Genomic DNA, 25286 nt, shown 5'->3' with positions numbered 1-25286 from the left:
TACCCGCCCAAACCATGAGTAACTCAACCCTTGCAGTAAGAACAGTTATTTTCAGCATGCTGGGAAATGTTGTTTTGGCTACAATTAAATTTCTGGCAGGCATTTTTGGTAATTCTTATGCCTTGATTGCTGATGGTATTGAGTCTGTTGTTGACGTTTTTTCTTCATTACTCGTGCTTTTTGGGTTGAAGTATTCTTCTAGACCAGCAGACGAAAACCATCCCTATGGTCATGGAAAAGCTGAGCCGCTGATCACCTTTCTGGTAGTCGTTTTCCTTATTATTTCAGCCTGTACGATCGCTTATCAGGCTTTCCAGCATATTCTTATTCCCCACGAACTGCCAAAACCTTTTACTTTGACCGTGTTGGCAGCCATAATAATTTGGAAGGAGGTTTCATTCCAAGTGGTCATACGAAGAAGTAAGAAATTAAACAGTGGGGCTCTAAAAGCTGAGGCATGGCATCATAGAAGCGATGCAATTACTTCAGTCGCTGCTTTTATAGGTATTACAGTCGCCATTTTTGGTGGTGAGGGATTTGAGGTCGCAGATGACTACGCAGCGCTTTTCGCGGTAGCTTTCATACTTTATAATTGCTATAAAATCTTCAGACCCGCTCTTGGTGAAGTAATGGACGAGAATATCTACGAAGAATTGACCAAGCAAATTCGAGCTGTATCCTTAACTGTCCCCGGAGTAGAAGGAACTGAAAAATGTTTTATCCGAAAAGCAGGAATGGAATACCATGTCGATCTACATGCCTTGGTTCCAGGAGAACTGACCGTAACCGAAGGTCATGACATTTCTCATAAGCTAAAAGATAAACTATGCGCCGAGATTCCAGAACTGGGAAATGTGCTTATCCATATTGAGCCTTTTTAGAATTAGGAGATAGACTTTTCGGAAAGAATACCTAATTTATACTCCAATCGATTTTTCAACTAAACCCAGATTCTGCCATGAATATCCTTGAGAATTTAGCCTTTGGGAATGAACGCCCTTCCGTCTGCCCTATTCAGCGAACTGACAAAACGAACTATTTCGCCATAGGCCTCCTCCAAGATCAGATCTTAAAAAAACACACGGCAAATGTCCCCTCTTTACTTACTGTGATGAAAGGAGAAATCGAGTTTTTCATCAATGGAGAGAATTTCCTTCTCAAAGAATTGGATACATACGACATACCAGTGATGGTAGAGCATGAAGTGAAAGGCGTCACAGAGAAGAATATTTTTACAATTGTACAGGAGAAATAATAGGTTTGAAACCTCCTTTAACTAATACTTTCAAATATTCTAATTAATCCCAAACCCTATGAAAACCTTATTAACCATTGCCCTTTTACTTTCTGCCACTTTTGCCTTTGCGCAAGCAGAAAAAGACGTAGCCTCCCAAGTAGAAAAACTCAGATTAGCCTTGATTGATCCCACCGTAGCCAATCTAAGCGAGTTAAGTTCCATCCACCTAAGCTATGGACACTCAAGTGGGAAGCTGGAAAACCAAGCACAATTTATAGAGGCACTCGTCAGTGGTGCATCAGATTTTGCTAAGGTTTCTTTTGAAGACCAAACCATACAAGTAGAAAAAGACATAGCTATTGTCCGACATAATTTAGCAGCAGATGTGCTAGATGGCGGTACATCAAACTCCATTAAAATCGGGGTAATACTCGTCTGGCAGAAAGAAAAAGGCCAGTGGAAATTATTGGCCAGACAGGCTTATAAATTAAGCTAAGACTTTACCCTCTAACCCACTGTCTTTTGAAAAAAATACTTTTAGTAGAAGATGACACCCGAGTATGTAGTTTTATCAATAAAGGTCTGACTGAAAACGGCTTTGAGGTCACTATTGCAATGGATGGCACACTTGGACTTCAGCTTGCTCTTACTAGTCAATTTGACCTTATCATTCTGGATATAATGCTACCGAGCATAAATGGCCTAGAAGTATGTAGGCAGATCCGGCTCCAAAAGTCCGATGTTCCTATTTTATTTCTCACGGCTATGGGGAGTACGGAGAATGTAGTCATCGGGCTTGATTCTGGGGCAGATGATTACTTAGTCAAGCCATTTAAATTCATAGAGTTGCTGGCTCGGATCAAAACGCTCATGCGTAGAGGAGGCAAATCAGAAGATTCAGAAGATATTACCAGCGACATTTACAGGTTTGCAGATTTAGTTTTGAATGATACTGAAAAGACCGTATTCCGAAACGATCATGAGATCTCATTGACTTCCACAGAATTTCGGTTGTTATTAATGTTTATGAAAAACCCGCGAAAGGTCCTTTCGCGAGTGGATATGCTGCATGAAGTCTGGGGAGTAAATTTTGACATGGGCACTAATGTAGTCGACGTGTATGTAAACTACCTTCGGAAAAAAATGGATAAATACGGAGACCAAAAGCTCATCCAAACGGTAATCGGAATGGGTTATGTGTTAAAAGAATACTGATGCAATCGCACTTGACTGATACCAACGGGCTTAGACCAAATACAGAATAAAGATACAGGCTGTATGGGAAGTTAAAACACATGTCATTACCCTATGAAACTTCAAAATAAGATAATCTATATCCTTCTTACAGCCTTCATCGGTTACACCCTGCTTTTCAGCGGATTTATCTATTATTCAATTTCCATTTTTGCTTTCACTGACTTTTATAAAAGATTGGAAATTAGAGCAATAGCCACCGCGAAAATTGAGCTGGAGAAACAGAAAGATAGTAATGTGGTCCAGCAATTGCGCCAAGATTACTTGGAACCTCTAGCCAATGAGCAACACCTAATCCTGGAAGATATCAATGAAGAAAACCTCGTGAATGACCCCAGGCTTAAGGATTTCAATAAGTCATTTCTAAATGATGTGGTGGCTGAGGGAATCGGTACGTACAGCCAACAAAACGCTTTTTTCTACGGAACAATCTATAAGACTCCAGACCAAAAAAAGCACCTGGTAATACTTACCGCTGAAAACTACTTTATCACCCATCATCTCGCCTACCTCAGAAATCTTATTTTTACTTCACTGGCTATAGCCTTCCTACTTATTGTATTGTTCTCTATTATGTTTTCCCGGAAAATCATTGAACCTATTCAAAACATAATCAAGAAGACAAAAAAAATAGGATCTGAAAATCTTCATATGAGATTGGAGGTTCCCGAAAACAATGATTCAGTCCGAGAACTAGCGCAGACATTCAATGACATGCTTAATAGGCTAGAAACTTCTTTTGAGACACAAAAAAACTTTATCAGCAATGCATCTCATGAGCTAAACACCCCTCTGACCTCAATAATCGGTGAGGCGGATGTCTCTCTTTCAAAACTTAGAAAGCCAGAAGAATATGTCGAGTCTCTTAATGCAATACTGGATGAAGCGGAGAAGCTTCAGAAAAAAACCCAAGCATTGCTTCTGCTAGCGCAAACTGGCTTCGATGGAAAAAAACAAAAGTTCGGAAAAGTACGAATGGATCAGCTGATTTTGGATGTAAAAGAAACAGTAGAGAAAATTCAAACTAAAAATAAAATTTCGCTGGATTTTAGCCTCCTCCCCGAAAATCCACTTTTACTGAAAGTATTAGGAAACGAGCAGCTGCTACATCTGGCTGTCTCCAATATAGTCCTGAATGCCTGCAAATACTCTGATGGACAGACCGTGAATATTGCGCTGGCTGTAATGGACGGGTCCATTATTATTATCGTGAAAGACAGTGGAATAGGTATTCCCTCAGACGAAATGGACTATATCTATGACCCATATTTCAGGGCTTCCAACACAAAAAATCATGAAGGACATGGAATCGGATTGCCTCTTGCTAGAAACATCATCCGAATTCACGATGGGGAATTGAGGGTGAGCTCCACTATAAACAAAGGTACCACCGTAGAGATTCATTTACCTAAAGGAGACTTTGTTCTCTAATCAAATTCTAATTTCCGCCCCACAAAATCTAATTAGATCTTAATCTCATCTTTAGTCCATTCTAATACCTCAAAGATAATTTAGCCCCTGTTGATTATAAATGACAACAGCTATGGCAAAAACTATCTTAATACCAACCGACTTCACAGTTGAATCGCTGAATCTTGTAAAGACAGCCTTGGAAAATAACACAAATCATTCTGAGAAATTGAGATTAATTCTCGTTTACGGTCAATGGGCTTCCTCCTCGATTACTGAATTACTTTTTTATTCTAAAGGAAAAGTACTGGAAACTCTGGAAAATGAGGAATTTAAGTGCAGTTGCGAAATGCTTTTGAGCAAATATGAGGCGATCATAGAGCATATGTCGATTGATATCTTCAGCGGCAACAACCAAAATGCTTTTGAAAACTACTTGGAAGGCAACAAAGTCACTGAAGCCTACATACCTCGAAACTATAAGTTTAAATTAAAAAACAGCAACAGTTTTAACCTGATCCCATTTTTCACCAAAAGTAAAACAACTCTCTTCAAGGTTAATTGGCACACTGTATCTGTAGAAAACGCAGAAAGCAGTAAAAACGAATTATCCTCTTTGTTTTTCACACATGGACAAGTAGCCCATTAAACTACTCAATAATGAAATACACCTTCATCTACTTGGCGATATTTACCTCTACGATGGTGGTGTACTTTACTCTTCTATCGCTACAGGAGTCTCCGACTTCTAATATTCTAGGAGAATGGAAGGAGATTTCATGGGAATATGAAAAGTTGGATTCAATCCTGCAAAAGGACAATAGTTTCGACTACATGGTAACAGACCATATTAAGGAACAGATTAGTGAAAATCTAATTATTCATAAAGCGGAGACCTGGAAATTCACTGACAATGAAACATTGGAAATGCAAGGGTCTGAAACTCAAAAATCATTGCACTGGACACTCAAAGGCCGTGGAAATATCCTTCAAATCGATGGGGCAGACTTGATGGAACATTATGAAATACAAGAGCTCAGTTCAGATCGTATGGTATTACACTTCAATTTTGACATGCAAGTACGTGGTATTGTCAAAATGACTTTCGAAAAAATCAATACCTAATCCAATGATCAGTAACAATCAAACTCGAACAGTCAAAGAAAACATACAACTCGGTGCCTTGACGGCTTTTTCAGCGGGAATGGTAAACGTTATTTCTGTGATTATTTTTTTCGCGTTCACTTCGAATGTTACTGGACATTATGCGATTTTGGCACAAGAGATTTCCCATGGCAATTGGTATCAGGCACTGGTTGTTTTTGGCTGGATTGGTTTGTTTTTTTTAGGGAATTTCACTTCAAATCTGATCGTAATCAATTTCCGAAAAGAAAAAGCTTACTTGGCGCATTCCATCCCAATCGTATTGGAAATCCTGTGTTTGCTGGTAGTTGGCACTTACATTCAATTTTACTATAAAGAAACTTTATTGGAAACGGAATTGATGGTGAGTGCAATGCTATTTGCCATGGGGATTCAAAATGGACTTACAGCCACCATTTCAAATTCGGCGGTCAAAACAACCCACCTTACCGGACTAACTACTGATCTGGGAATACTTGCTTCATTATTTACAAAAAAAGAAAATCGAGAAAATCCGCATCTGAGAAATAAGTGGAAACTACTATTAGCGATCATGTCATCTTACCTAGCAGGAGGCATTTCGGCAGGATATATCTACCTAAATATAGCCTACAATGTATTTTACATTGTTTGTGTCTTCTTGGTGATTGTCATCGGATATGATTTCTACCGATTAAAAATGAGAAGTTTGCTTCAAAGAAAACAACCTTATTATAGAAAAATAATCAAAAGTCAAGCTCCTCAACTTTCTAATCATTAACAAAATAGACAAAACAGAGTTTAATAGTCACCCAAAATTAACAGATTAACATAAAGGTTTTGAACAATCAAAAAAGACAGTCCGATTAGTGGGACTGTCTCTTTTTTTTGAGTTAAGAAATTTACGGTTTACTCATCTTTAATTGGTTTTTTATGCCAATAGGAAGCGAGTATAGAACCGCTGACATTCATAAAAGGACCGAATACGGCAGGAGCTAAACCAACTGTGGCAATCTTTCCCATCTCCTTGGCAATACCGGAGGCTAGTCCCCCATTTTGCATTCCGACTTCTATCGCGATGGTTCGACAATCTTTTTCACTAAGTCTAAACAATCTACTAGCCCAATAACCAAGCACATACCCGAAGAGATTATGAGCAATTACTAGGACGATTAATAAAGGACCAATGTCCAGAAGACTATCTCTACCCGCAGCTACTATTACTACCAAGATCAATGCTATGGCAGCCATTGAAATTATAGGCATGAGATCATCCAACCATTTGGCTTTTCCTTGCAAGAAGTAGTTAAAAATAAGACCTGCCCCAATTGGTAGAATAACCATTTTCACGATGCTAAGCATCATTTCTACTACGTCAATCGCGACAAACTCTCCTGCAAGCCAGCCCATTAAAAAAGGAGTCACAAAAGGAGCTAACAAGGTAGTCACAGAAGTAACAGTGATAGAAAGTGCAAGGTTGGCTTTGGCAAGGAAAGCCATCACATTCGAAGCCATTCCACTCGGCGAGCATCCGATTAAGATAATTCCGGCTGCAATCTCTGGCGGAAAGCCACTCATATTTGCCAATGTAAATCCAATAAACGGCATAATAGAAAATTGACAAAGAACGCCAATTATGACTCCTTTGGGCATTTTGACTACACCAAGAAAGTCTTTGATACTCATCGATGTCCCCATACCAAACATGATCACCTGAATCAAAGGAACAATCAATGCGCTAAATTTGAAGCCCTTATATTCTTGGAAATACTGTGGATAATAAAGGGCAATCGCAACTGACCCGAAAATCATAAGTGAGTAGGCGTACCCTTTTAATTTTGGAATTCCAAGAAATGCAATTGCGCATATAAAGAAAAAACCGATCCAGAGGGGCCCGGCATTTGCAAAACCAGAAAAGAGAGTAATGCCGAGTGCGGCTAAGAATAATACACCACTGACTATTGATAAGGCTTTTGTAATTGTTGGGTTCAAAATGAGAGACTTTTGAGTGAATTCTTTTTTTAAAATAACCCGAAAACCAGTTTTACAACAAGTCTTCGGGTTTTCTAGCAATAAGCAAAATAGGCTTTTTTAACTGTAGGTTCTATCGTGGGAGCGCTTCTCATTCCACATATCCGTAGGAGCAAAATATGAGCTATCCGAAGGATGCAAGTGAGCTTTTACCACTTCTTCATTCAACTCAATTCCTAAACCTGGTGCTTCCAAAGGAACTGGAGCATAGCCTTTGTCGATCATTTTGCCTCCACCCGTCATAGTAACCAAATCCTCCCACCAAGGTACATCAACTGAGTGATGCTCCAAAGCAAGGAAATTCTGAGTTGCTGCTGCACAATGCACATTTGCCATAAAAGAAACTGGGGTTCCAGCCTGATGCATAGCCATTCCTATCCCCTTTTCTTCAGCATAATCAGCAATACGTTTTGTTTCCAAAAGCCCACCAGAGGAGGCTAAATCCGGATGCACGATATCTACTGCATGATTATCTATCAAGTCTTTGAAGTATTCTAATAAATAAATATCCTCGCCTGTGGTCGTTGGCGTATTCAGTGCATCAGTGATCGTCTTATGCTGCTGCCACATCTGCCATGGCACCATATCCTCCAGCCAAGCTAATCGATACTTATCCAGTGCCTGCCCTAGTCTAATACAGTTGTTTAGATCAAAGTGACCATAATGATCCGTAGAGATAGGAATTTCATAACCTACCATCCCACGTACATGATCCACGATTTTGGCCAATTCATCCAGACCCTTTTCGGTAATCTGTACACCGGTGAATGGATGGGCGGTGTTCGCATAGGACATATAGCCCCCTTGCCACTGACTTTTACCCATTTTGAAAATCTCTGGATTGACAATACATCCGGGGATATCCATGATCTCTCCAATAGAAACATCCATTTTGAGCCAAGTATAGCCTTGCTCTTCTGTTCTGAATTTAATCAACTTCAATTGCTCCTCGGGAGATTTTGCTTCAGGCGTATCTGCATATAGCCTCACAGAATCCCGATATCTACCTCCTAAAAGTTGCCAGGCAGGCACATTGTATGCTTTGCCACAAAGATCCCAAAGGGCCATCTCAACACCACAAACGCCGCCGGCTTGTCGAGACTGCCCACCAAACTGTTTGATGATTTTAAAAATCTTTTCAACATTACAAGGATTTTCCCCGAGAATCCTGCTTTTCAGCATCAGTGCATACCTAGGATCAGCACCATCCCGAACCTCTCCCAATCCATAAATTCCTTGATTAGTATCAATTCGAAGAATAGCAGTGCCACCCATAACATTGGTATGCGCATAGCGAAGATCAGTGATCTTTAGATCTGATGGAGCGGAAGCCCGGCGTACATTCTTGGTAGTTTCAGCCATGGTATCTTCTATTCCGAGTCCCATTAATGCGGTGAGACTTAATCCGCCAAGAGCTGTCTTTTTCAAAAAATCCCTTCTATTGTCCTTTGTAAAGGGATTATCAATCTCCGCCTGACGCTGCGCAGTGTATGCGCGCTCCTGCTCCTTATTCTTTTGAATGAGGTGTTGTAATGTGCTTTTCATGGTCTATTGGGTTATTGTTTTTATTCTATTTAAAAATGGGAATTACCAAAGAATGACGTAATCGAGTGATTGCTGAGGTCTTTTCTTTGATTTTGAAATGGGAAATCATAGATCCTACATGAGATCTCAATAATTTCTTTCCTTCAGGTAATCGTCCAATTCCTGTTTGGTCATGGGAAGCTTACCAGGGTAATTATTTAACCAGTTAAGAAAATCCTTCTTTATCTCTTCGGTCCATTGGCTGTCGATCTGTCCCGCAAGATATTTTCCTTCCCGAAGTCTCTGATGCCCAAACTCGTCGCGTAAGCCAGTTACTTCAGAGGTCAAAACAAGCTCCTCCACCAGATAGGCTGGGATAAAAATCACCCCGTATTTCTTTGCTAAAACTACATCTCCCGGGAGCACCGTAGCTCTGCCAATCCGAATAGGACTGTTGATAGAAGTAAGCATCATTTGCTGAATGTAGGATGGATCTTGTCCTTTCATCCATGCATTGAAGCCTTCGATTTCAGAAAGACCTTCCTGGTCACGAACAGAACCGTTAAAGACCACGCCTCGCTGGGATTTGGCATAGATGGCATTTCCGAGATTATCACCGATCAGCGTTCCATCTACTATTTTACCATAGCCATCAGCAACATACACATCCCCATTTGTGAGAATATCAATAGGCCAAGAATTCGTCCCTCCCTTAGGGGATCTACCTTCTTTTTCTACTCCCTGATCTTTCACCTGCTTTTCCAAATCTGGTCGCAGTGGCATGTACTGAGCAGTCACTACCCGACCAGTCATCGCTTCATCAGGAAGCATGATTTGCCAATCGCCTTCATATTGGTTCTGATATCCTTTGTTGCGCAAAACTCCCCAAGCTTCTTCTATGGAGATATTTTTCAGGCGCTCCAAAATTGAATCAGAGACTTTAGGTCTTCCATCAGGAAATCGCTCGCCAGTCCATTCAGCAGTTAAGGCTTTGATGTATTCGGGAGAAGCGCCCACATTTTGGGCTTTCAACTCTGTATTTGGCAGTAAAAAGAGACAAGAAAAAGCGCCGATCAAGAGCGAAGTCTTGATGCTTTTTTGGGGGTTTGAATTTGGGTTCATTGGTATTTTGGATTTAGGTTTTTTCCTTCACTATATCTCACTGAAGAAAAAATTTTAACTGATTACTCAAAGAATGGAATGCCTGGGACTGCATGCTTTTTCATCCCTTCCTCGTTGATTTCTACACCGATTCCAGGTTTCTCAGAGACTGTGATAAAGCTGTTTTCTGTTCTTGGGCCATCATAAGTCACTATGTCTTTCCATAAATCATCAGTGTCCATATAGATTTGCCACTCCATGATCTGGAAGTTAGGCACAGAGGCACAGACATGGCAACTCGCCATTGCTCCTAAGAAAGAAGCAACCATGTGTGGAGAAAAAGGCACATAATAAAGGTTAGCTAGGTTTGCTATTCGTTGTCCTTCTCCGAGTCCACCTGCTTTTTGCAAATCAGGCATAATAATATTCAATGCTCCGTCTGACAATAGTTTTGTAAAACCGTAGGCGAGGTAAATATTCTCACCAGCACAGATCGGAGTGCTAGTCTCCTGAGTGATGTGCTTATACATTTCCGGGTTATCGGCAGGAATTGGTTCTTCCAAGAACATCAAGTTTAACGGCTCATAAGCTTTCGCCATTTTCATTCCCGTTATCGCGTCGTAACGCCCGTGCATATCTACACAGATATCAATATTTGGCCCCACCTCTTCTCGTACTGCCGCAATGGCATTGTACATTCTGTCTATTTCCAAAGGACTTGCCGTCCAGTTGAAACGGTCATATTTATTGGGATCTCTTGCGTCATCAACATCAAATTTTACTGCATTGTAGCCTCTGGAAACGGCGTTTCTCGCCGCTAGCGCATAATCATTTGGAGTTGGATTGGTGGAAGTATAAAGTGCTGTATCGCAGTAAACACGAATTTTATCTCTGAATTTCCCACCCAATAATTGATAAACAGGGACATTAAAAACTTTTCCGGTAATATCCCAGAGTGCTGTCTCTATCGCAGTCAAAACTGCCACAAAAACGCCAGATTGTGCGCCACCAAAAAAAGCTCCTTTTCTGATTTGCTCTGCAAGACGATTAGGGTTAAGTGGGTTTTGTCCTTGAAGCTGTCTGCCCATCCTCTGAATCATGTAGTAAGTGCCTTGGATAGCATCTACTGCTTCTCCACAGCCCCAGACGTCTTGATTGGTGTATATTTTAACATATACAGCCCCACGCACATAGCCGCATTTTACATCTGTGATTTTCAGGTCAGAAGGATTAGAGTAAGGATTTTGCTTGGCAACGGCTTCATTTAGTCCACCAAAAGTCCCCATTAAGCCAGCTCCAGTCAGTCCAGCTACGGCACTTTTTTGTAGAAATGATCTTCTTGAATTCTTAGATTTCATAGGTTTTATGGGTTGTATTAAATATTACCAGGTTCTGTTTTTAAGTATTTCTTGAATTTGCTCGCGTGCTATTGGCAATTCATCTATATGGGATTCTAGCCACTGAGAAAAGTCTTTCTCTATCTCATCAGACCATCTGGTATCGATATCTCCAGCAGTGTATTTTCCCTCTCTAATCCTCTCATGTCCAAACATATCTCTCAGACGCACTACTTCAGAAGTGACTACCACTTGCTCCACTAAGTGAGCAGGAATAAAGGATACTGCTCCATCACGACCCAAAACCACATCACCAGCCATCACTGTAGCTTGACCGATTTTTGTAGGTTTATTGATGCCAATTAACATGGTATTCAAATCTCGAGGTTGATTGTGATGGGAAGGATGATAGCTACGGAAATAGGAAGTGAACCCACCGATTTCTTTGAGCCCGGCGATGTCTCTGATCGCTCCGTTATAAACTATTCCGTTGCCTGAATTGGCAAAAATTGCATTGCCTACATTATCGCCAATCGTCGGACCTCCATCATGAATTCCAAATTGATCGGCTACATAGACATCGCCTTTCACCAACAAATCCACCGGCCAGACATTTTGACCCTTTTTTCCTTCAGCCTTTCCACGAGCATCTATAGCTCCATGAATGTCTGGTCTGCCAGGCATAAAAGTGGCAGTCAAAGCCCTCCCCACCATAATGCTGTCAGGGTTGATCATTTCCCAGCCTTCGGCATATTGATATTTATAGCCTGCATTTTTCATCACTGCCCACGCTTCGTCATGGGTTACGATTTTCATACGCCTCAATAGGTCATCAGAAACTTTAGGGCGACCATCATCAAATCTTTCTCCTTTCCATTCTTGGGTGAGAAAGAGCATTTCCTCTTTGGAAATCTGTTGTGCAAAAGAATCTATCCCTAAAAAGAATAGAAACAGAAGGGTTATATAGGTTTTGTTCATTTTGGAATATAACTAAAATCAAAAAAACCGAGCCTGGATTTTCCAGACTCGGTCATATTTCTATTTGTCCCACCAAACTTTCGTTGCAAGATTATCAGCTCCACTAGCTGAAATAGCAGCCTGCACGTTTTCAGAATTTACCGAAATTTCTGAATTCGGATAAGTTATCCGATTAATAAAATCAACCTCTTTTCCTGGGAAAGGGTTGGTGGTAAGGATAGGAAATCCAGACCTTCGGAAATTGGCATAAGCCTCCGGTCCATTCATAAATGATGATACCCAATATTGAGTATTTATCATTTCAAGCGCCTTAGAAGCATCAAATGGATTTGCTGCTAAATATGCATCTGCAGCCGCTGGTGCAATAGAAGATGCAGCATCTACCGTACCCAACTGTTCCATGTGAGCCCTTACTCCTGCGTTATAGTATGATTCGACATCTCCTGAACTAATCCAACCTCTTTGTCTAGCTTCAGCTAAAAGAAGGTTGTTTTGTGAAGCTGTAACTAAGAAATTTGGTGCTGTATTTTTGGCAAGTCTTCTTCTATCTGCTTGGGCAAATTCATAAAAGCTTGTTAAGCCCAGATTTGCAGCAGCTTGTACCGCACCAGCATTATCATTTCCCATTGGCATACCTACATGTACACTAGCGTCATAAGTACCAGCTGCCACCGTCTGCTCTGGACCTGATTTAGCATCTACATAAGTGATTGCTATCGCAGAGAGGCGAGGGTCATTTTTACTTTTCAAATAATCCACAAATGGAGCTGTCAAATAGAAATTCGATGCCTCTGTAGAATTCAATAAGTTTCCAATTGTATTCAAATAGTTAGCATCATGGTTAATTTTTGCATTGTCGGCATTTGAAAGAATCACTCCACCCTGAAATGCTGCCTGAACTACCTGTTGAGCTTTTGTTGCATTTACAGCACTCAACCTCATGCCAGCCCGCAGCAATAGCGAATTGCCAAAGCTTTTCCACTTATTCAAATTCCCTCCATACAGGATATCCGCAGTTTCAATTTTTCCTGAAAGATTCAAAGCTGCTGTAGCCTCAGTCAATTCCTTGATGATGTCCTCATAAATAACTTCTTGAGAATCATATGTAGGGAAAAATACCTGCTGAGAATAGCCTAATCCGCCTTCGAAATAAGGTATACTTCCATAGTCATCAGTCAAAACCATAAATGCAAATGCCTGAATAATCCGTGTCATGTTTAGCAGATTAGCTCTGGTCGGATCATCTTGGACTTGACTGATTACATCTCTCGTATTCTTGATCACATCTCGATAATATCGCTGCCAAAGTTCCTGAGTTGCATTTCTATTATCTTGATTGAAATTAGCACCTGTAAGTACGCCGGAGTTTGGCGATATAATCTGTTGAACAATGCCTATGTCATATATCAGCGTACCGTTTGGATAAGCGCAGCCAACAATTGCTGCATTTAGTTGAAACGCCGGGTCAATAGCCGTAGCACTAACTTTATTCGTATTCAGCTCGTCGAAATTGCTGTCGCAAGCTGATGTATACATCAGAATGGACGCTAAGAATATATAATTTAAGATCTTTTTCATGTCTTTATAGTTTAGAATTTGACATTAAGATTAAAACCTAAACCTCTGGTAGAAGGAAGACCCGTGGACTCCATACCAACCAAATTATCAGAAGAATACCCGAATGATTCTGGATCAATATTATCAACCCATTTCTTTATCATGAATACGTTATTTGCCACGAAATTCAGCTTGACCGATTTGAATGGCTGGTTTTCAGGTAAATGTTTGGTAAAATCATAGCCCAAAGTGATTTGGCGAAGTTTCACATAACCTCCATCATAGATCACTGGCTCTACTAAAGCTTGAGATCTAACTACTTCCCAATAGGACTGCACTGGCGCTACTGCTGTATTTATTTCACCAGCTTCGTTTACTCCATCTCCTACGACTCCACCTTCTCTTCCTTCCAAGGTCATTTTATGTAAACCATGTCTGGTAGCATTAAAATTGGTACCGGAAAGCATAGTATTTCCCAACTTATAGTCAATCAGGAACGACAGCATTACTCCCTTATAGTTGAAGGAGTTATTAAAGCCTCCAACCCAATTTGGTAGTGCACTTCCGAAATTAACAAGGTCAGTGGTTCTAAGTGGAAGCCCGTTAGCACCAAAGATTTTTCTTCCTTGATCATCTCTTCTGTAGCCAAAGCCTGCCACTTGCCCCATTTCCATACCAACGATTTGTCTCAATTCTCCATTGAAAACGTGGGTTCCTACGGTGATTCGCTCTCCAGGATTATCCGTCAATAGGCTAAGAACTTTGGTTTTGTTGTAGGCAGAGTTTGCGGAAAATTCCCAAGTAAAATTATCGTTCTCCACAGGGACAATGGTTAAGAGCATTTCAATTCCCTTATTTTCACTTTGACCACTGTTGATAGAAGTATTGACAAATCCAGAAGCATCCGAGATCTGCGCACTTACAATCTGGTCTGTAGTGAGTTTTCTGTAGGCCGCCAAGTCCAAACTCACTTTGCCTTGGAACATCCGTAGTTCTAATCCAACTTCTGCTTCACCAATTCGCATTGGTCGCAAATTTGGATTTGGAAGGTTGCTTCCGTTAGGTCCACCTACTGGCTGACCTCCAAACAAGTTGTTGTTTATGCCATAAAATAGCACATTGGAATACGCTCCTACATCGGCATCACTTCCCACCTCAGCATATGCTACTCTTAGTTTCCCAAAATTCAACCAGCTGCTTTGAGCAAAATTCTCAGTGAATACCCAGCTAGCTGAAAGGGAAGGATAAAGAATACTTCTATTTTCTTCTGAAAGCGTGGAGAACCAATCGTTTCTAACTGTACCAGTTAGGAAAAGCATATCCTTATAAGAAACTTCAGCAGAACCGTAGATTGAATTAACGGCCCGCTCATTAAGGTCATAAATAGGATCTTTTGCTCTTCCATTCTGAACCGTATAAAGATCTCTAACTACGAAGTCGGTCACCTGTACACTATTCAGGTCAGACCTTCTCTGCATGTGATTACCACCAATATTTGCATTGATTCCAAAATCACCAAACTCCTTATTAGCATTGATCAAAAAGTCTGTGTTTATCTCACGGAATCTTCGTTGCTCCTGGGTGTAAACACCATTTACAAAACCTGCTGGGGCTGGTGCTCTAGATGCTTGTCCAGTTGGAAAGTTATTATAATCCTGATCTCTAGTCCAGAAATCCTGTCCAACTCTTCCTTGAACAAATAACCAGTCAGTCAATTGGTATTTAACCGCTATGTTTCCAAAAATTCGGTCTCTTCGAATATTTTGAAACTGGTCAGAAAGTGTGAAATAAGGATTGGTACGATTTCTAAATCTTGAATACACGGCTTCATTTCCATTTGCATCGTAGCGATTTTCCCTAAGCACATCCAGAGGCATTGAATTGGCCATATTGTAAAGAGCAACCGGGATTGTATTATCCTGCTGACCGATGTTTGGAGGATTATCGTTCTGTTCGTGAGAGTAATTAAAGTTTCCACGGAAACTGAGCTTGGAACTCAAATCATAAGCAAAGCCCAAATTGATAGTCTTTCGATTGTAGGTGTTGTTTGGGACGATGCCCTTACTATTCAGATCAGAAAAAGACAAACTCATACCTCCCTTTTCGCCAGAGGTAGCAAGTGTGATGGAGTTAGTCACGTTCTGACCATTTCGAAAGAAATCATTGATTATACCTCTTACAGGAACGTAAGGAACAACTACTCCATCAAATAGCATTTGAGTCATGCCAGGAGCGAATTTCTCACCAAAGGACCATTGCCCTGAAGTAGGATTTGGAGTAGTAGGTCTTACACCTTGCTCACCTTGGCCATATTCATATTGGTAATCTGTGAAATCAAGGGGAGCTTCGTTCGTGTAGTTTAGGTTATAGGTAACTCCCAATCCTCGACTTTCATTTTTGGTTTTGGTTGTGATCATGACAACCCCGTCTTTGGCGCGAGAACCGTATAATGCAGCGGCGGCAGCTCCTTTCAGAATAGTCATAGATTGTACATCATCGGGATTGATACTGGATAGTCCATCACCACCATCAGAGGTATTTCCTCCTCCACGCACGCCAATACTACTATCAGAAGCATTATTACCAGGATTCGAACCGAAGTTGGTATTATCAATAGGTACACCATTCACTACGATGAGCGGATTATTTTGACCCGAAATAGAGGATTGGCCACGAATACGGATTTTTGATGTACCTCCAGGACCGGAGCCTAATGCTGAAATACTTACCCCGGCTACTTTGCCTTGAAGTGCATTCATCACGTTTGGCGTCCTGTTGATAGTCAACTCATCAGACTTCACTGTTGATGTAGCGTATCCAAGACTTTTTGCTGATTTCTCGATTCCTAGGGCAGTTACCACAACTTCTTCCAAGTCGCTAGCATCCACTTGCATGCTGATGTTTACTACGGACCGATTGCCAACCACTTCTTCTTGATTGAGATATCCTACAAAGGAGAAAACCAGGACAGATGTTTCGCTCTCAACATTAATTGAATAGTTTCCATTGTTTCCAGAAACAGTACCTGTTGAGGTTCCTTTGAGAAGAATATTAACTCCCGGAAAACCCATCCCATTTTCGTCGGTCACTCTACCGGTAATCTCTATCCTTCTTCGCTCAAGTTTTGAAATAGCATTTCGAGAAATTCTCGCATTTGAAGCGGAGGTTCTTCCCTCAGAAGAAGGAGCAGCAGCAGAACTGAGGATATTATTCAAAATGGGATCTTTAGCCGCTAGACTGGATTTGTTTTGAAATATCACATAAAAATTCTCTCCAGCTTTTTCATAGCTGAGTCCTGTTTCTTTCAGGATTACTTTCAATCCCTCCTCTACAGAACTAAAAGAAGATTTTGACGATTTGATTCTTTTTGATTGAACCAATTCATCCTTGTACGCTATCGAGACTTTAAACTTATTCTCGAATTGTGTCAGAACCTCTTTGAGGTCTCTGTTTTCACTCCTAGACGAATAGGTGTCTAGGTTCTTTTCCGATGCTATCAAACCCTCGACTTGCGCTGATGCAAACCAAGAAATCGAATAGCTCATACATAATAATAGTACAAACTTTCTCATTGTAAACTGGGTTCAGGTTTTTTGGGGAATACTTCATTTTGGGTTACTTAATCAGATACTTATTTTGCTCGTTTACTATTTCAATATTGAAGATTTTGGAAACTTGATCCATAAAATTTGCAGCGTCACTTAGTGGCATAGAGCCCGATGCTGTCTGCATTAGCATTTCCTCATCTTCAAATTCTATCTCAATTCCATAATTATTTTTGGCCATTGTGATGATTTCACCTAAACTGGTTTCATCCAAGTTTAAGACCTTGTCTTTCCAGGAGGTATAGAGTGATGTGTTCACCTTTTTTCGTTGAAACTTACTTTCTTTAAACTCCACTAAATCGCCCGGATTCATCAGGATTTTTCCTTCCTTATCTTTTACTGGAAAGCTGAGGGTCACCATGCCTGAGGTAAGCACTACCTCTGTCTCTTGCGATCGGTTATACACATTAAACTCTGTCCCGAGTACTTCTATTGCTACATTTTGGGAACTTAAAACCTTAAAAGGTTGATGATCTTTCTTGTGGACTACGCTAAAAAATGCCTCGCCTTCGATCCATATTTCTCTGGCAGTCTGGCCCTCCCAATTGTCGACAAAAGTCAATTTCGAATTAGAATTGAGAATAACTTTAGAACTATCTGGGAGTGTAATTTCTTTGGTTTCTCCGAAGGCAGTTTGGTACTCGATTTCCTTAGGGGAATCAAACCAAATCCAAGTCACAAGGATCAATGAAAAGGAAGCAATTGCCAAGGCAAGTGGCCAAACTTTTCTTTGCTGAACAACCGGCTTTTGCACTGCAGTTGGCTTGATATCAGCTTGAATTGCACTCCAAACATCAAACAATTCTCTTGGCTTCATCTCAAACTTAGACTTATCTAGATCCAAAACCAATTTCCTTGCTTCTTCGATCATCGGTACTTTGGTTGGGTTAGCTTTTTTCCAAGCCTTCCAAAATTCCTCATGAGTTGAGTCACCATAGAGTACCCATTCTTTAAAAAATGGATCCATGACAAAGTCATTTGTAAAAAAATTATCGTATTCAGATGAAAGATGATTCACAGCTACTCTTTTGGTTAATACCTATAAGAGTGACTGAAGATTAAAACCTCATCATTTTTTCTAAACTTTTTTCAAAGAAAGTTTGAGAACCAAACTAAAAAACTGAATTAAAGTGGATTAAAAAAAAATTGAATGATTTAGAAGGGAAGATTCGGGAAGTTATCTCAGCACAACCCTCATACATTGAAGCGCTTTTGACATGAGGTTATGTGCAGCCGCTGGAGTGATGGACATGATACTTGCTATCTCAGCGTAACTTAGATCATTGAAAAATTTTAATATTAATATCTCACGTTGGCGCTTTGATATTTTAGTCAATCCATTTATAATTTTCTTTTCGTTCTCTTTCATGAAATCTTGAGCAAGAAGTTCGTCCTCAACAGAAAGATCGAAATCTAAAAACTCATCATTTTCATTTGAATCCGTAAAAAGCTTTCGGTTTCTATTGATATGTTGGATTAGCAGGTTTCGAAATGATGTAAAAAGGTAGTGTTTTACAGAATCTATTTCAGTTAGTGTTTCCCTTCGATTCCAAATGTTGGTAAACAACTCTTGAATGCAATCTTTAACTAACTCCCGGTTATAGCAAAAATGCATACCGTAATTGAAAAGTAAATTAGAAAATCGCTGATATAGGTTAGAAAAAGCGAGATCATTCCCCTTTCGGACGCTTTGCCACAGGGCAACATCGTCAGAATTAGTCCTCAAGTCAGTTTTTTGGCTTCTTGAAATAAATAGATTAACTGGACTACCCATATTCAAAATTTTATTACTGTAAAATTCCGATTCAAGGTAGTAAGTTTTTTAATACATATCAAAGACTTCCTTTATATATTGTGCAGAGCAAAAAAACCACCTAATCACCAATTCCAATTACCCAAGTATGCCAGCTATAAAAAAACCTGCATAAGTACCCAATGCATTCCCAAGACTTCCTACCAAGACTCCCGGAATAAGCAAATCAGGACGGTTCAAACTCTCTGCTGAGGCAAGCGCAGTGGTATTCCCACCAACATTTGCCTGCGAAGCCACTGCTATCACATCCCAATCAATTTTCAATAATGCTCCCACCCCAAAAATCACTAATCCATGAAGCACTATAATCACCGTCACAAAAAGAATCAATGTGCCTGCCAGTTCACCCAATCCAGACAAGGTGCTCAGATCACAAAGTGTCCCAATCGTCGCCAAAAAAAGGAGTATTAGAAAAAAACCAATGGTATGAGTACCTGATAATTTTTTGATGAATTGCAGCTGAGCCAAAATCAAAGCAACTGTAGTGAGTGTAATAATTTCAGGGATTTGTGGAAAAAACTGAAATACGAGCTTAGAAAATGCCATCGCCAACAAAGCCAAACCGAGTATTGCAGCCAGCCCAGGAATACTTACAGATTCTTCTTTCTTTAACTTTTGAATTTCATTTCCAGCCGGAAGCAACTTTTTTCTAGGAAATAAAGTCTGCAAATACTTAGGTAAAATCAGCGTAGCAATAATCCATGGCGTTCCTATCAAATTGTCAACTACCGTACTAGCAGCATACAAATCAGCATTTTCATTCACGTGGTAACTCAGCGCAACTGCATTGAAATTTATACTTCCACCTATATATGTACCAGTGTACATACCGGCAATTGCATTTGCCATATCTCCTATTTCCGTAGCTGGCTTCACTAAAAACCAAGCAACAAGAACTCCGATTATGGTTCCCAATCCACCAATTCCGAACATAAATAAAATTGGTCCTCCAGCTTTCTTAAGACTTTTAAGGTCAACTTCCAGCAAAGCAATAAAAATCCCCATTGGCGCCAGGTATAAAAAAACTCCAGTATAAATCGGATTACCGTTTGTTGCAGTAGGAATGATATCAATGTTTGCTGCAACTGCCGCAATCAGAATCACTAAAATAGGGGTACCGATAGTTTTCCATCCTTTGAATTTTGCAAGCCAAACAGAGAGCAATACAATCATGCAAAGCATTCCACTGACGTAAATTGGGTCTTGAGTCCAAGTCATAGTGGAAATTAGGCAAAAAAGTCTTGAATAGATTTAACTATACTTTCTATTTCTTCGTCCTTCATCCAAGGGTTTAAAGGCAGGGAAAGCCCTCTTTCGCTAAGATTTCGAGCATTATCGAATTCCCCTTTACTTCGAAAAGGCTCCATATCAGGCAAAATATGCGGATAATGGATTGCTGTTCCAATTCCCCTTTCCAAAAGAAACTTTTTCAATTCATCTCTACGATCAGTTTGAATCACAAAAAGATGCGCATTATGATCTTGTTGCAAAATATCCAATGGAAGACTCAAACGATCAATTGACGAAAGCTCGTCCAAATACATTTGTGCAAGCCTTTTTCGAGTAGTTTGAAACGATCCAAAACGCTGCATAAACACATTTAAAAAACCAGCTTGTATAGAATCAATGCGACTGTTTCTCCCTACCAGGTCATGTTTATCACGAATCTCTTGCCCGTGATTAAGCAGCATTTTTATTCGATCGTTCAATTCTTGGTCATTTGTCAAGCACATTCCTGCTTCACCCAATGCACCCAAGTTTTTGGTTGGATAAAAACTCAAGCATCCCACATCTCCAAAAGTCCCGGCAGCTTTCCCATTTTGAAAAGAACCGAAAGACTGAGCCCCATCTTCAATGACGAAAAGCTTATGCAGTTTGGCTTTTCGCACCAAGCTTTCCATATCCACCAGCTTTCCATAGAGGTGAACAGGAATCACAGCCTTAGCTTTGGGCGTAATCGCCTTTTCCCAATCCGAAGCCAAAAGCCCATTTTCATCTGTATCCCAAAAAACTGGTTTTGCCCCAACCATCACCACCACTTCAGCCGTGGAAACCCAAGTCATCGCAGGAATAATTACTTCATCGCCTTTCCCTATTCCCAATGCTCGCAGCGCAAGTTCCAATGCATCCGTTCCATTTGCACAGGCAATAGAAAATGTAGAATTGAGGTAATTTGTAATTTGAGATTCGAAAGCTTGTACCTCCTCTCCTCCAGAAAAATTTCCCTTATCGAGCATTTCTGCAAACTTGGATTTCAAAGCATTTTTCAGCTCTTCATCCATTCTTTTGAGATCAAGAAAGGGAACCTTCATCCAATAATTTGGCTAATTGAAAACTTAGATTTTTTCGGGAATACTGCTCAATTCCAGTAGCTGATTCCCATTTCCCACTTCGCTCAAAAAGCTCCCTCAAACTAACTTGAATCGCCACATGATCGGAATGAGAAAACACTTTACCAGCTCCAGCCTCTTGCACAATTTTAGCAGAATCTCCATCTGCATCTCCGAGAGCAAGAATCGGCAAGGTCGTCGCCATGTATTCGAAGAGTTTTCCTGGAATATTACCCTTCGCATTTTTGGTATTGGTCAGAATCAAGGCCAAGGCATCTGCTTTCTCGTAGAAACCAAAAACTTCCTGGTGAGAAACATATCCTGCAAAATTCACATGAGCGGAAAGCCAGGAATCCGAAGCAATTTCCTCACGAACTTGGTCACTAACTCTCCCTACAAAGGTAAATTTCACCTCACCCTTCTCCTTAGAAAACTCTTCTTTCATAGCTTTCAGCAAAGGCATGGGATTTCTGATTGAATCAATTATCCCTGTATATACCAGGTGCAAACTGCCGGCTTTTTTCTCTCCCACAGAAAATCCCTGAGGTATATCAGAGTCATCAAAACCATTGGTAATCAAGTTGATTTTTCGACTGGCCAGTTTCTCCAAATCATGCTGAAAAGTCGGAGAAATAGTAGTGACAGCATCTGCTTCAGAAAGAACCTCTTGTTCCAGTTTCTTATGCTTGGCCCGCACTCGATTTTGCATAGGAAGCTTATCTAGAAATTCCCACTCAGACCAGGGATCACGAAAATCTGCAAGCCAGAAAACTCCAGTTTTTCGCTTTAGATCTCTCCCAATTAAATGCATGGAGTGCGGCGGTCCTGTGGTGATGATTGCTTGAAATTGTCCCTTTTCAATCAATTCAGTTAAGAATTTTACGGATGGCTTCACCCAAAAAACCCGGGGATCAGGAACCATCAGGTTTGCTCTGAGCCAGATGGCTGCTTTCTCTATAAAACTTTGTTCTTTTTGCTCCAGAACCCTTCCCGGATGTGATTCTTTTTTGCCTCGAATTCGATCCAAAAGTTGATACGGTTCCCAGATCGGGAATTTCATTACCTCCAGGTCTTTGGAAATTTCCTTTTCCAGCGTTTTATCCTTCAGGTCAAAATCAGGGTTCTCAGGTGTAAAAATCACGGGCTCCCAACCAGCTTCAGGTAGATACTTAGCAAATTTCAGCCAACGCTGAACGCCAGACCCTCCACTCGGAGGCCAATAATAGGTGATTATTAAAACTCGTTTCTTCATAAGTGTACCATGTCCTAAGTCTAAAGTACCAAGTAGCAGGCCATAAAATCAAATAAGAGCAGAAACATTGAGTCGAAGTTTCAGTATTCGGTCGCAGTATACTGTCGCAGTAGTAAACCCGAGTTGGCGCAAGTCTTCAGACTTGTGCCGCAACTTGTGTCATTTGAATTTTCAGACTTCCTACTGTAATCAGGAAACTGCAAAAAAATGGTCCAAGTCTGAAGACTTGGACCTAAAGCTGGAATAAATTTCAAATTTGAAATCTTAAATCCCCAATTTCCTTATTCGCCTTGAGCAAGAGAATAGCCTCGCACGCCGTCGAAAGAATATAAGTTTTCAGTTTTGATAAAGTCAAAACCAAGTTCTTCTACTTGCTTCAGCAATTCTCGAACTTGTGCATGTGTGATCGTTCCTTGCTCGGCATTCTGGAATCTACATCTCCAGTGGTCGGTGCAGAAAGACTCACGCATTCCGTCAGGGAATACTTTAATTCCTCTGTTGGTAATCAAGGTCAATTGGAGTCCATCAGCATTTGCTTTACGAAGCTTTTCGCCCAATACTTGAGGATCTCTACCTGACTCATCCCAATCCACGAATACATCAACGCCGATAAGCTCTTTTTTAGCTTTGTTCACTGGAGATACAAACACATTCATAGGCGTGGTATCCTTATCAAACTCAGCCGGAACCATCGTAGAAGGAAGTTGACCGATTCTCTCGATCACTGCATTTGCAAACTCTTCGGTACCAACTTTCTTGGTAGAAAGGCCTTCCTGATAGATATCACCTGTGTGAATTCCATCTTCCAACGTCTTCATCCAAGCATTAGAGATTTTCTCGGCAATTTCAGGCTGACCAATGTGAACCAACATCATAATTGCTCCATTTAGCAAGCCAGATGGATTCGCAATACCCATTCCCGTGATATCAGGAGCAGAACCGTGAATAGCTTCGAACATCGCTACTTCTTCACCCACATTTGCGGAGCCACCGAGCCCTACAGAACCGGTCACCTGCGCTGCTACGTCGGAAATAATATCTCCGTATAGGTTAAGCGTTACGATCACATCAAAAGTCTCTGGTCTATCTGCAATCAAAGCCGTTCCGATATCGATGATTTTGTGATCATTTTTAATATCTGGATACTCCTTTGCGATCTCATCAAACGTCTTGTGAAAAAGTCCATCAGCAAGCTTCATGATGTTATCTTTAGTCATACAAGTCACTTTCTTGCGACCGTATTTTTTAGCGTATTCAAAAGCATATCGGATGATTTTCTCAGAGCCAGGTTTTGAAATCAATTTCAAAGACTGGAACACTTCCTGAGTCTGTCTGTGCTCGATACCTGCATACAAATCCTCTTCATTCTCACGGATGATTACTAGATCTGTCTTAGGGAAATGAGTCTTAATAAATGGCGAAAAAGCTTTGCAAGGTCTCACGTTCGCATACAAGCCAAATGAGGTTCGTGTGGTCACGTTTAGTGATTTAAAACCACCTCCCTGAGGAGTAGTAATCGGTGCCTTCAAGAAAATTTTTGTTTCTCTTAACGACTCGAAAGCGTTCGGTTCCATACCGGAACTGATTCCTTTGAGGTAAACTTGCTCTCCGATTTCGATTACATCGTATTCAAGTTGAGCTCCAGCAGCTTCGAGGATCGCCAGTGTAGCCTTCATGATTTCGGGACCGATCCCGTCACCATAGGCAACTGTAATTTTTCTTTTGGAAGACATATTAATATAGTGGATTTAGTTAAAATTTGATTTTGAACAAAAGTAAATAAAAATGTGGAAGCAGGTTTTTGACCTAGGACAAAATCCACAATATCTAGGCTTTAATTACAAAAGGGGTAATAATCCTTTACCTTAGGTTAAGCATTTTCCCAATCCCCAGTTTGGGAATGACTACCCTACTTGTATATTTGTTTTTATACCCAACGATAAATTATGGCTGATTTCAAAAACATCCTGACTGAAGTGAAAGGTGGAGTGCTTCACTTGACCATCAATCGTGAAGACAAAATGAACGCATTGAATTTTGAGACTTTAGAGGAGCTAAGGACAATTTTTGAAGAAGTTTCGGACAACAAAGAGATCAAAGCGGTGATCATCACAGGATCTGGAGAAAAGGCCTTCATAGCTGGCGCCGACATCAGTGAGATTGCCACCTTGAATGAAGTGAATGCCAGAAAATTTGCTGAAAACGGTCAGGAAATATTCAGCATGATAGAGAATTGCCACAAGCCTGTAATCGCCGTTACCAACGGCTATACCCTCGGTGGAGGCTGCGAATTGGCTATGGCTTGCCATATGAGAATTGCTACAGCTAATGCAAAATTCGGTCAACCAGAAGTCAATTTAGGGATCATTCCAGGATACGGAGGAACTCAACGTTTGACTATTTTAATTGGCAGGGGAAAAGCAAACGAACTCATGATGACTGGCGATATGATTGGTGCCGAAGAAGCGAAATCTCTCGGGCTTGTGAACCATATACTTCCTACCAAAGATGAAGCGTTGGCAAAGGCGGAAGAAATTATTTCCAAAATCTTAAGCAAAGCACCACTGGCTATTGGCATGATCATAGACTGTGTGAATTCCTCATTTATTCCTGACGAAAATGGCTTTCAGACAGAAGCAAATAGCTTTGCCAGATGCGTGAAATCTGGGGATTACAAAGAAGGAACGTCCGCTTTTCTCGAAAAAAGACAGCCGCATTTCAAAGGAGAATAAGCT

At 40.6% G+C, this 25286-nt stretch carries 22 protein-coding genes; 9 read left to right on the top strand and 13 right to left on the bottom strand.

Going from position 1 to position 25286, the window contains the following annotated elements; all coding sequences use genetic code 11:
* Nucleotides 1–14: 14 nt before the first annotated feature.
* The 8 genes from LV83_RS11625 to LV83_RS11590 all read left to right on the top strand — a co-directional run bounded on the left by LV83_RS11625 (nucleotide 15) and on the right by LV83_RS11590 (nucleotide 5804).
* Nucleotides 15–881 (top strand): cation diffusion facilitator family transporter, encoded by an 867-nt coding sequence (locus tag LV83_RS11625; RefSeq protein ID WP_111611706.1) that lies wholly within the window; start codon nucleotides 15–17, stop codon nucleotides 879–881.
* A 77-nt stretch (nucleotides 882–958) separates the two neighbouring features.
* Complete coding sequence (locus LV83_RS11620) at nucleotides 959–1255, top strand: cupin domain-containing protein (RefSeq protein ID WP_111611705.1); 297 nt, start codon at nucleotides 959–961, stop codon at nucleotides 1253–1255.
* A gap of 58 nt (nucleotides 1256–1313) precedes the next feature.
* The gene (locus LV83_RS11615) at nucleotides 1314–1733 is read left to right on the top strand and encodes a nuclear transport factor 2 family protein (RefSeq protein ID WP_111611704.1); all 420 of its coding nucleotides are present in this window, start codon (nucleotides 1314–1316) and stop codon (nucleotides 1731–1733) included.
* Nucleotides 1734–1759: 26 nt separating this feature from the next.
* On the top strand, nucleotides 1760–2452 hold the full coding sequence (locus LV83_RS11610) for a response regulator transcription factor (RefSeq protein ID WP_111611703.1): 693 nt from the start codon (nucleotides 1760–1762) through the stop codon (nucleotides 2450–2452).
* A 93-nt stretch (nucleotides 2453–2545) separates the two neighbouring features.
* Nucleotides 2546–3922 (top strand): sensor histidine kinase, encoded by a 1377-nt coding sequence (locus tag LV83_RS11605; protein WP_111611702.1) that lies wholly within the window; start codon nucleotides 2546–2548, stop codon nucleotides 3920–3922.
* A gap of 112 nt (nucleotides 3923–4034) precedes the next feature.
* Nucleotides 4035–4550, top strand: coding sequence for a hypothetical protein (locus LV83_RS11600; RefSeq protein WP_111611701.1), 516 nt, complete (start codon nucleotides 4035–4037; stop codon nucleotides 4548–4550).
* Nucleotides 4551–4561: 11 nt separating this feature from the next.
* On the top strand, nucleotides 4562–5026 hold the full coding sequence (locus LV83_RS11595; protein ID WP_111611700.1) for a hypothetical protein: 465 nt from the start codon (nucleotides 4562–4564) through the stop codon (nucleotides 5024–5026).
* 4 nt (nucleotides 5027–5030) lie between these two features.
* Entirely contained in the window at nucleotides 5031–5804 is a 774-nt protein-coding gene (locus tag LV83_RS11590) for a YoaK family protein (protein WP_111611699.1), read from the top strand.
* Nucleotides 5805–5932: 128 nt separating this feature from the next.
* On the opposite strand, the gene LV83_RS11585 is transcribed toward LV83_RS11590, so the two are convergent.
* The 13 genes from LV83_RS11585 to LV83_RS11525 form a co-directional block, all read right to left on the bottom strand.
* On the bottom strand, nucleotides 5933–7018 hold the full coding sequence (locus LV83_RS11585) for a bile acid:sodium symporter family protein (RefSeq protein ID WP_394335802.1): 1086 nt from the start codon (nucleotides 7016–7018) through the stop codon (nucleotides 5933–5935).
* Between the two features lie 96 nt (nucleotides 7019–7114).
* Entirely contained in the window at nucleotides 7115–8599 is a 1485-nt protein-coding gene (locus tag LV83_RS11580; RefSeq protein ID WP_111611698.1) for a mandelate racemase/muconate lactonizing enzyme family protein, read from the bottom strand.
* A gap of 126 nt (nucleotides 8600–8725) precedes the next feature.
* Nucleotides 8726–9700 carry an RraA family protein gene (locus LV83_RS11575; RefSeq protein WP_111611697.1) on the bottom strand — a complete coding sequence of 325 codons (975 nt, stop codon included), beginning with the start codon at nucleotides 9698–9700 and terminating at the stop codon, nucleotides 8726–8728.
* Between the two features lie 62 nt (nucleotides 9701–9762).
* Nucleotides 9763–11037: a mandelate racemase/muconate lactonizing enzyme family protein gene (locus LV83_RS11570; protein WP_111611696.1), complete on the bottom strand. Its 1275-nt coding sequence runs from the start codon at nucleotides 11035–11037 to the stop codon at nucleotides 9763–9765.
* Between the two features lie 24 nt (nucleotides 11038–11061).
* Nucleotides 11062–11994 (bottom strand): RraA family protein, encoded by a 933-nt coding sequence (locus tag LV83_RS11565; protein ID WP_111611695.1) that lies wholly within the window; start codon nucleotides 11992–11994, stop codon nucleotides 11062–11064.
* A gap of 60 nt (nucleotides 11995–12054) precedes the next feature.
* Entirely contained in the window at nucleotides 12055–13572 is a 1518-nt protein-coding gene (locus LV83_RS11560) for a SusD/RagB family nutrient-binding outer membrane lipoprotein (RefSeq protein ID WP_111611694.1), read from the bottom strand.
* A gap of 11 nt (nucleotides 13573–13583) precedes the next feature.
* A complete protein-coding gene (locus LV83_RS11555) occupies nucleotides 13584–17123 on the bottom strand; it encodes a SusC/RagA family TonB-linked outer membrane protein (RefSeq protein ID WP_245947039.1) in 3540 nt (1179 codons plus the stop codon).
* A gap of 43 nt (nucleotides 17124–17166) precedes the next feature.
* Nucleotides 17167–18123, bottom strand: coding sequence for a FecR family protein (locus LV83_RS11550; RefSeq protein WP_111611692.1), 957 nt, complete (start codon nucleotides 18121–18123; stop codon nucleotides 17167–17169).
* Nucleotides 18124–18333: 210 nt separating this feature from the next.
* Nucleotides 18334–18930 carry an RNA polymerase sigma factor gene (locus LV83_RS11545; RefSeq protein ID WP_111611691.1) on the bottom strand — a complete coding sequence of 199 codons (597 nt, stop codon included), beginning with the start codon at nucleotides 18928–18930 and terminating at the stop codon, nucleotides 18334–18336.
* Between the two features lie 117 nt (nucleotides 18931–19047).
* Nucleotides 19048–20187 carry a DUF819 family protein gene (locus LV83_RS11540; protein ID WP_111611690.1) on the bottom strand — a complete coding sequence of 380 codons (1140 nt, stop codon included), beginning with the start codon at nucleotides 20185–20187 and terminating at the stop codon, nucleotides 19048–19050.
* Between the two features lie 8 nt (nucleotides 20188–20195).
* A complete protein-coding gene (locus LV83_RS11535; RefSeq protein ID WP_111611689.1) occupies nucleotides 20196–21281 on the bottom strand; it encodes a DegT/DnrJ/EryC1/StrS family aminotransferase in 1086 nt (361 codons plus the stop codon).
* Nucleotides 21262–22551 carry a glycosyltransferase family 4 protein gene (locus LV83_RS11530; RefSeq protein WP_111611688.1) on the bottom strand — a complete coding sequence of 430 codons (1290 nt, stop codon included), beginning with the start codon at nucleotides 22549–22551 and terminating at the stop codon, nucleotides 21262–21264. Before LV83_RS11530 ends, LV83_RS11535 begins: the two co-directional genes overlap by 20 nt.
* 281 nt (nucleotides 22552–22832) lie before the next feature.
* Nucleotides 22833–24284 carry an NADP-dependent isocitrate dehydrogenase gene (locus LV83_RS11525; RefSeq protein WP_111611687.1) on the bottom strand — a complete coding sequence of 484 codons (1452 nt, stop codon included), beginning with the start codon at nucleotides 24282–24284 and terminating at the stop codon, nucleotides 22833–22835.
* 213 nt (nucleotides 24285–24497) lie between these two features.
* On the opposite strand from LV83_RS11525, the gene LV83_RS11520 reads away from it, so the two are divergent.
* Nucleotides 24498–25283: an enoyl-CoA hydratase/isomerase family protein gene (locus tag LV83_RS11520; protein WP_111611686.1), complete on the top strand. Its 786-nt coding sequence runs from the start codon at nucleotides 24498–24500 to the stop codon at nucleotides 25281–25283.
* Nucleotides 25284–25286: the final 3 nt, after the last annotated feature.

Source organism: Algoriphagus yeomjeoni (assembly GCF_003259505.1).
GTDB lineage: Bacteria > Bacteroidota > Bacteroidia > Cytophagales > Cyclobacteriaceae > Algoriphagus > Algoriphagus yeomjeoni.
The sequence above is the reverse complement of the archived record's forward strand: the minus strand, read 5'-3'. Positions and strand labels throughout refer to the sequence as shown.

Excerpts from the sequence above, each read along its gene's own strand:
- LV83_RS11625 (WP_111611706.1), top strand. The coding sequence starts at position 15 with ATGAGTAACTCAACCCTTGCAGTAAGAACAGTTATTTTCAGCATGCTG.
- LV83_RS11620 (WP_111611705.1), top strand. The coding sequence starts at position 959 with ATGAATATCCTTGAGAATTTAGCCTTTGGGAATGAACGCCCTTCCGTC.
- LV83_RS11615 (WP_111611704.1), top strand. The coding sequence starts at position 1,314 with ATGAAAACCTTATTAACCATTGCCCTTTTACTTTCTGCCACTTTTGCC.
- LV83_RS11605 (WP_111611702.1), top strand. The coding sequence starts at position 2,546 with ATGAAACTTCAAAATAAGATAATCTATATCCTTCTTACAGCCTTCATC.
- LV83_RS11600 (WP_111611701.1), top strand. The coding sequence starts at position 4,035 with ATGGCAAAAACTATCTTAATACCAACCGACTTCACAGTTGAATCGCTG.
- LV83_RS11595 (WP_111611700.1), top strand. The coding sequence starts at position 4,562 with ATGAAATACACCTTCATCTACTTGGCGATATTTACCTCTACGATGGTG.
- LV83_RS11590 (WP_111611699.1), top strand. The coding sequence starts at position 5,031 with ATGATCAGTAACAATCAAACTCGAACAGTCAAAGAAAACATACAACTC.
- LV83_RS11580 (WP_111611698.1), bottom strand. The coding sequence starts at position 8,599 with ATGAAAAGCACATTACAACACCTCATTCAAAAGAATAAGGAGCAGGAG.
- LV83_RS11575 (WP_111611697.1), bottom strand. The coding sequence starts at position 9,700 with ATGAACCCAAATTCAAACCCCCAAAAAAGCATCAAGACTTCGCTCTTG.
- LV83_RS11570 (WP_111611696.1), bottom strand. The coding sequence starts at position 11,037 with ATGAAATCTAAGAATTCAAGAAGATCATTTCTACAAAAAAGTGCCGTA.
- LV83_RS11565 (WP_111611695.1), bottom strand. The coding sequence starts at position 11,994 with ATGAACAAAACCTATATAACCCTTCTGTTTCTATTCTTTTTAGGGATA.
- LV83_RS11560 (WP_111611694.1), bottom strand. The coding sequence starts at position 13,572 with ATGAAAAAGATCTTAAATTATATATTCTTAGCGTCCATTCTGATGTAT.
- LV83_RS11555 (WP_245947039.1), bottom strand. The coding sequence starts at position 17,123 with ATGAGAAAGTTTGTACTATTATTATGTATGAGCTATTCGATTTCTTGG.
- LV83_RS11550 (WP_111611692.1), bottom strand. The coding sequence starts at position 18,123 with ATGGATCCATTTTTTAAAGAATGGGTACTCTATGGTGACTCAACTCAT.
- LV83_RS11545 (WP_111611691.1), bottom strand. The coding sequence starts at position 18,930 with ATGGGTAGTCCAGTTAATCTATTTATTTCAAGAAGCCAAAAAACTGAC.
- LV83_RS11540 (WP_111611690.1), bottom strand. The coding sequence starts at position 20,187 with ATGACTTGGACTCAAGACCCAATTTACGTCAGTGGAATGCTTTGCATG.
- LV83_RS11535 (WP_111611689.1), bottom strand. The coding sequence starts at position 21,281 with ATGAAGGTTCCCTTTCTTGATCTCAAAAGAATGGATGAAGAGCTGAAA.
- LV83_RS11530 (WP_111611688.1), bottom strand. The coding sequence starts at position 22,551 with ATGAAGAAACGAGTTTTAATAATCACCTATTATTGGCCTCCGAGTGGA.
- LV83_RS11525 (WP_111611687.1), bottom strand. The coding sequence starts at position 24,284 with ATGTCTTCCAAAAGAAAAATTACAGTTGCCTATGGTGACGGGATCGGT.
- LV83_RS11520 (WP_111611686.1), top strand. The coding sequence starts at position 24,498 with ATGGCTGATTTCAAAAACATCCTGACTGAAGTGAAAGGTGGAGTGCTT.